This is a genomic window from Streptomyces sp. W16 (assembly GCF_033194735.1).
Classification (GTDB): Bacteria; Actinomycetota; Actinomycetes; order Streptomycetales; family Streptomycetaceae; genus Streptomyces.
In genome coordinates this window covers 1-3819 of record NZ_JAWOAI010000737.1, presented here as the reverse complement: position 1 = coordinate 3819, position 3819 = coordinate 1, and the positions used below count along the sequence as shown (strand labels likewise).

Below are 3819 nucleotides of genomic sequence, written 5' to 3'. Positions count from 1 at the left end.
CGCTCGTCGCCCGGCCGTGTCCGGGCGCCGGCCGGGACCGCCCAGCTCATCGCCGTGGACCACGTGGGCCGGATCACTCCGGGCCGCGCGCCCCCGGGCAACGGCCCGCCGTAGGCAGAAAAAGCGCTTGCACCGCCCCGTTAGACTTGGCCTATGGCCATTCTCCTCGCGCATTAGACGGCGGGAACGTCCTCAGCCGCCCCTTCCGCCTTCGACCCCGCTCTGGAGTCTGACCGTGATCTCCGCCTCCGGTATCGAGCTGCGCGCCGGTGCCCGCGTCCTCATCGAGTCCGCGACCTTCCGAATCGCCAAGGGCGACCGCATCGGCCTGGTCGGTCGCAACGGCGCCGGCAAGACCACCCTGACCAAGGTCCTGGCCGGTGAGGGACAGCCCGCCGGCGGCACCGTCACCCGCTCCGGCGAGGTCGGCTACCTGCCGCAGGACCCCCGCACCGGCGACCTGGACGTGCTCGCCAGCGACCGCATCCTCTCCGCGCGCGGCCTGGACACCCTGATCCGCAAGATGCGGGAGAACGAACAGCGCATCGCCAACGGCAGCGGCGCCACCCGCGACAAGGCCATGCGGCAGTACGAGCGCCAGGAGACCGAGTTCCTCACCAAGGGCGGCTACTCCGCCGAGGCCGAGGCCGCCACCATCGCCGCCGCCCTGAGCCTGCCCGACCGCGTGCTCGGCCAGCCGCTGCACACGCTCTCCGGTGGTCAGCGGCGCCGTATCGAGCTGGCCCGCATTTTGTTCTCCGACGCGGACACGCTCCTGCTCGACGAGCCCACGAACCACCTCGACGCCGACTCCATCGTCTGGCTGCGCGACTACCTGAAGACGTACCGCGGCGGCTTCATCGTGATCTCCCACGACGCCGACCTCGTAGAGACCGTCGTCAACAAGGTGTTCTACCTGGACGCCAACCGCGCCCAGATCGACATCTACAACATGGGCTGGAAGCTCTACCAGCAGCAGCGCGAGGCCGACGAGAAGCGCCGCAAGCGCGAGCGGCAGAACGCCGAGAAGAAGGCCGCCGCCCTGCACTCGCAGGCCGACAAGATGCGCGCCAAGGCCACCAAGACGGTCGCCGCGCAGAACATGGCCAAGCGCGCGGACCGGCTGCTCGCCGGACTGGACGCGGTGCGGGTCTCCGACAAGGTCGCCAAGCTGCGCTTCCCGGAGCCCTCGCCCTGCGGCAAGACCCCGCTCATGGCGGAGGGCCTGTCGAAGTCGTACGGCTCCCTGGAGATCTTCACCGACGTCGACCTGGCCATCGACAAGGGCTCACGCGTCGTCATCCTGGGTCTGAACGGCGCCGGCAAGACGACCCTGCTGCGGCTGCTCGGCGGCGCCGAGAAGCCCGACACCGGCGAGGTCATCGAGGGCCACGGCCTCAAGCTCGGCTATTACGCGCAGGAGCACGAGACCCTCGACCCGGAGCGTACGGTCCTGGAGAACATGCGCTCCGCCGCCCCCGACCTGGACCTGGTCGAGGTCCGCAAGACGCTCGGTTCCTTCCTGTTCTCGGGCGACGACGTCGACAAGCCCGCCGGGGTCCTCTCCGGCGGCGAGAAGACCCGCCTCGCGCTGGCCACCCTGGTGGTGTCCTCGGCGAACGTCCTGCTCCTGGACGAGCCGACGAACAACCTCGACCCGGCCAGCCGCGAGGAGATCCTCGGGGCGCTGCGCACGTACAAGGGCGCCGTCGTCCTCGTCACCCACGACGAGGGCGCGGTGGAGGCGCTGCAGCCGGAGCGGATCATCCTGCTGCCGGACGGTGTCGAGGACCTGTGGGGCGCGGACTACGCAGATCTCGTCGCCCTGGCCTGATCGAACCGGCTTGATCGAATGCTTGATCAACGGCGTATGGATCATTCGGCCTACCGGTGATCCACCATCTGTGTGAGATCTCCTCGTACCGAGGTGTGTCCTACATCAATTTCCCGGCCGAGTCCTTTATCGACAAGGGCTCGGCCGTTCTGTGTCTCTGACCAGGTACTTCGCGGAACAACTCGTTCGGCCGTACGGACGTGACCGTCAGGAATTCCACATTCCACTTGTGGGGACGCGCTCCTGTCGTCAAAACCTTGTCTTACGGACCTTGCCGAATGGGTGGCCATGAACGCTTGGAGGGGTGATCATGAGGAGACCAAGAGCGCACTTCCCATGAGGAGGCACGGGTGGCCGAGACTCTGAAGAAGGGCAGCCGGGTAACCGGCGCCGCGCGCGACAAGCTCGCGGCAGACCTGAAGAAGAAGTACGACTCCGGTGCGAGCATCCGGGCGCTGGCCGAGGAGACCGGCCGCTCGTATGGCTTCGTCCACCGGATGCTCAGCGAGTCCGGCGTCACGCTCCGTGGGCGTGGCGGGGCGACCCGGGGCAAGAAGGCTTCGGCCTGATCCCGAGCGGCCCATCGGCTTCGATGGTGGCCACCCGGTCGGACGACTGACCGGCCGGGTGGTTACTGTGCAGTCACTTAGCTCTGCTCTGTTGACCGCACACATCGGAGGCGCCCCATGGCTTCGCCCGAACAGGACGACAAGGACCTCGGTCCCGTACTCGACAAGGACGGCGTACGGCTCACCGTCGACGACGCGATCGCCACGGTGACGCTGACCAACCCGGCCAAGCGCAACGCCCAAAGTCCTGCTCTGTGGCGGGCGTTGGCGGAGGCCGGGCGGTTGCTGCCGGGCACCGTCCGTGTCGTCGTACTGCGTGCCGAGGGCAAGTCCTTCTCGGCCGGTCTCGACCGGCAGGCGTTCACGCCCGAGGGCTTCGACGGCGAACCGTCGTTCATCGACCTCGCGCACAGCAGTGACGCCGTGCTGGACGGGGCCATCGCCGAGTACCAGGCGGGCTTCACCTGGTGGCGACGCAGCGACATCGTGTCCATCGCCGCCGTACAAGGGCATGCCATCGGGGCCGGGTTCCAACTCGCCCTCGCCTGTGATCTGCGCGTCGTCGCCGACGACGTGCAGTTCGCCATGCGCGAGACCAGCCTCGGACTGGTGCCCGACCTGACCGGCACGCACCCGCTGGTGGGGCTCGTCGGCTACGCCCGCGCGCTGGAGATCTGCGCGACCGGGCGCTTCGTCTCGGCCGAGGAAGCGGTGAGCACCGGCCTGGCGAACATCGCCGTGCCCGCGGACCAGGTCGAGGACGCCGTACGCGACCTGGCGACAGCACTGCTGGCCGCGCCGCGCGACGCCGTCATCGAGACCAAGGCGCTGCTCCAGGGCGTCCAGGGGCGTACGTACGACGACCAGCGCACGGCCGAGCGCGCCGCCCAGGCACGGCGGCTGCGGGACCTGGCCGGCGTCGGCGAATAGGCGTCACGAATGGGCGTCGGTCGATCGTGGTTCAGCCGATCCTCGTGACGAGCACCGCCACGGTTGGGTGACCGGGCAGCACCTCGCCCACCCTCGCGCGGACCTCCCGGGCCACCTCCAGGGCCCGGTGGTCCGCGCGCACGGCGACCTCCACGCGCGCGTGCAGGCGCGCCAACGCACCTTCGTCCTGCCGCTCCTCGATGTGCACCGCCCGCCCCAGTCCGCCCAGCGCACCGGTCAGCCGGGCCACACCCGGGACGCCGAGCGCGGCTGCGATGATCAGGGACTCGCCGCCGTCGTCAACATTGACCATCTGGTCAACGTCATCAACGTGGTCAATGCCAGCGGGGGCATGATCCACATCGTCCACACGGTCAACGTCGTCCATATGGTCCAGCAAGGCTGTCACCTGTAGATCAACCTCCGACACCACCAGCCCGAGCCGCTCCGCCGCGGCCGTCGCCAGGGCCGTGCGCAGCCGGGACG

General features: G+C 69.0%; 3 protein-coding genes and 1 pseudogene. 3 read left to right on the top strand and 1 reads right to left on the bottom strand.

Features of this window, described 5'->3' with window-relative positions; translation table 11 throughout:
- Positions 1 to 235 precede the first annotated feature (235 nt).
- The 3 genes from R6V09_RS48235 (at position 236) to R6V09_RS48225 (ending at position 3333) form a co-directional block, all read left to right on the top strand.
- Positions 236 to 1834: an ABC-F family ATP-binding cassette domain-containing protein gene (locus R6V09_RS48235; protein ID WP_317887790.1), complete on the top strand. Its 1599-nt coding sequence runs from the start codon at positions 236 to 238 to the stop codon at positions 1832 to 1834.
- A gap of 350 nt (positions 1835 to 2184) precedes the next feature.
- On the top strand, positions 2185 to 2403 hold the full coding sequence (locus R6V09_RS48230; protein ID WP_019060653.1) for a helix-turn-helix domain-containing protein: 219 nt from the start codon (positions 2185 to 2187) through the stop codon (positions 2401 to 2403).
- Positions 2404 to 2520: 117 nt separating this feature from the next.
- Positions 2521 to 3333 (top strand): enoyl-CoA hydratase/isomerase family protein, encoded by an 813-nt coding sequence (locus R6V09_RS48225; RefSeq protein WP_317887789.1) that lies wholly within the window; start codon positions 2521 to 2523, stop codon positions 3331 to 3333.
- Between the two features lie 31 nt (positions 3334 to 3364).
- Here R6V09_RS48225 and R6V09_RS48220 read toward each other — a convergent pair.
- Positions 3365 to 3819, bottom strand: a pseudogene (locus R6V09_RS48220) (nucleopolyhedrovirus P10 family protein); the annotation flags it as partial.